The sequence below is a fragment of the Candidatus Desulfolinea nitratireducens genome, assembly GCF_982879505.1.
This window is the reverse complement of sequence record NZ_CEYOSI010000214.1, coordinates 3,985-5,959: the sequence shown is the minus strand read 5'-3', so window position 1 is coordinate 5,959 and position 1,975 is coordinate 3,985. Positions and strand designations below refer to the sequence as shown.

At 52.2% G+C, this 1,975-nt stretch carries 1 protein-coding gene; it reads right to left on the bottom strand.

Features of this window, described 5'->3' with window-relative positions:
• Positions 1-17 precede the first annotated feature (17 nt).
• Positions 18-1,975, bottom strand: a 1,958-nt coding sequence (locus AC3DOM_RS14855; RefSeq protein WP_487919826.1) for an FAD-dependent oxidoreductase, incomplete at its 5' end; no start/stop codon positions are given.

Below are 1,975 nucleotides of genomic sequence, written 5' to 3'. Positions count from 1 at the left end.
TATTTATCTCTGAAACCCTAAGCACGCAATCTTTCGCCCTTGGTGTCGAACACGACCGTTTTGGTCACTTCGCCCTGATAACGTCCTTCGATCAGCTCCACGTCCACACGCGTACCGGTTTTGGCCAATTCAACGGGGAAATACGCGTAGAAAATATTCTTTTCGAGAGTATATCCGTAACCACCACTGCGGACACGCGTGATTAGCTTGCCATTGTGATAGATTGCTTCACCGCCGTAAATCTGGGTAAAATCTTCGCCATCCAGCACCAGGGTGCATAATTTACGTTTCACTCCAGCTTCCTTTTGCCTGAGAAGCGCATCTTTCCCAATAAAATCTTTCTTGTTCAAATCCACACAGAAGCCAAGGCCCGCTTCGTAGGGTGTTTCGAGTTGGGTCACGTCGGCTGTGTAATAGCGGTATCCTTTTTCTAGCCGCAGCGAATCCAGCACCTTGTATCCGCCAACCTCGATGTTAAATTCTTTACCGGCTTCCATAAGCAAGTCCCAAACTGGCGTGGCACGGTTGTATGGAACATATAATTCCCAACCCAATTCGCCCGCATAGCTGACCCGCTGTGCATAGAGCTTAGTTCCGTTTATGGAAATTTGTTTCGTCATCAGATAGGGCTGCGCCTGATTTGAGACATCGTCCCGGGTAAGCTTTTCCAAAACCTGACGGGCCTTTGGTCCCCACAAGGCAAGACAAGCCCATTCTTCGGTGATATCACGGATGGAAACTCCACCATCCTCCTTTTCAGCATGCATCTGTAACCAGGCTATGTCGTTGGCAATGAAACTCGAACCGGTGATGACCCAGAAGGTATCCTCTCCGAGACGGGTGACAGTAAGATCCGCTTCCACCCCACCCTTCGGATTGAGAAATTGCGTGTACATAGCCGAGCCAACAGGCTTGTCCATATTACTATCGGATACACGCTGGAGCAAAGGCAGCGCAGCTTTGCCCCTCACCTCGATCTTGCCAAAGGGAGTCAGGTCAAAAAGGCAAACCCGTTCTCGGGTGGCCTGGTGTTCATCCCTAAGACGCTCGAAGTATGGTGGCTTGGCCCAGCCCCACTTGCGTTGATCTGTGCCCATACGCCGCCAGGGCTTACCAGGCTGAATATAGTTGACACGCTCCCAACCGAATTTCTCGCCAAAGACTGCACCAAGTTCCTGCAAGCGGTGGTGAACGGGGCTGACGCGGTGCGGTCTAGCCCATTCATGTTCGTCGTTGGGGAATCTTAAACGATAGTAATATTTCACACTCTCACGTGTTCGCTCTGCAGCATAGATGGGATCCGAAAAATAATTCCCGAACCGGGTAGCCTTGTAGGAATATACATCCATTGTCGGCTCACCACCGATAATCCACTCGGCCATCAATTTGCCAATCCCACCTGCCCCGCCGTAGCCATTGAGTGACATCCCAGCTGCCATCCACATGCCGCGCACTCCTGCCATCGGTCCCAGCACAGGCTGGCAATCAGGCGTGTACGCACCAGGGTGGTTGACCAGCGTAATGATGCCGGCCTGGTCAAGGAAGGGCAGGCGGCGGATCGCTCCTTCAAGAAGTTGTTCAAACCGGTCCATATCGGGAGGCAGGGTGTCGCCACCGTGCTCCCAAGGGGCGCCGTCAATCCAGCGTTCCAGCGGATTTGGTTCATATCCTCCAATCACCAATCCTCCATGTTCCTGCCGCATGTAAACCAGATTATCAGGATCGCGCAGACAGGGAGTTTCCGCGTTGAATTCATACCCAGGAACGGCCTGAAGCGCGATATGTTGATGATCCACTGGTGTAGTCGGGAAATACAGACCTGCCATCGCAGCAATACGCGGTGCCCACATCCCGGCTGCATTAACGACTAATTCGGTTTTGATGGCCCCTTTATCTGTCAATACTTCTGTGACCTCTCCTCTCGGAGAGAGTTTGATTCCTGTTACCCGCGTATCAGTATAGACTTTTACGCCCA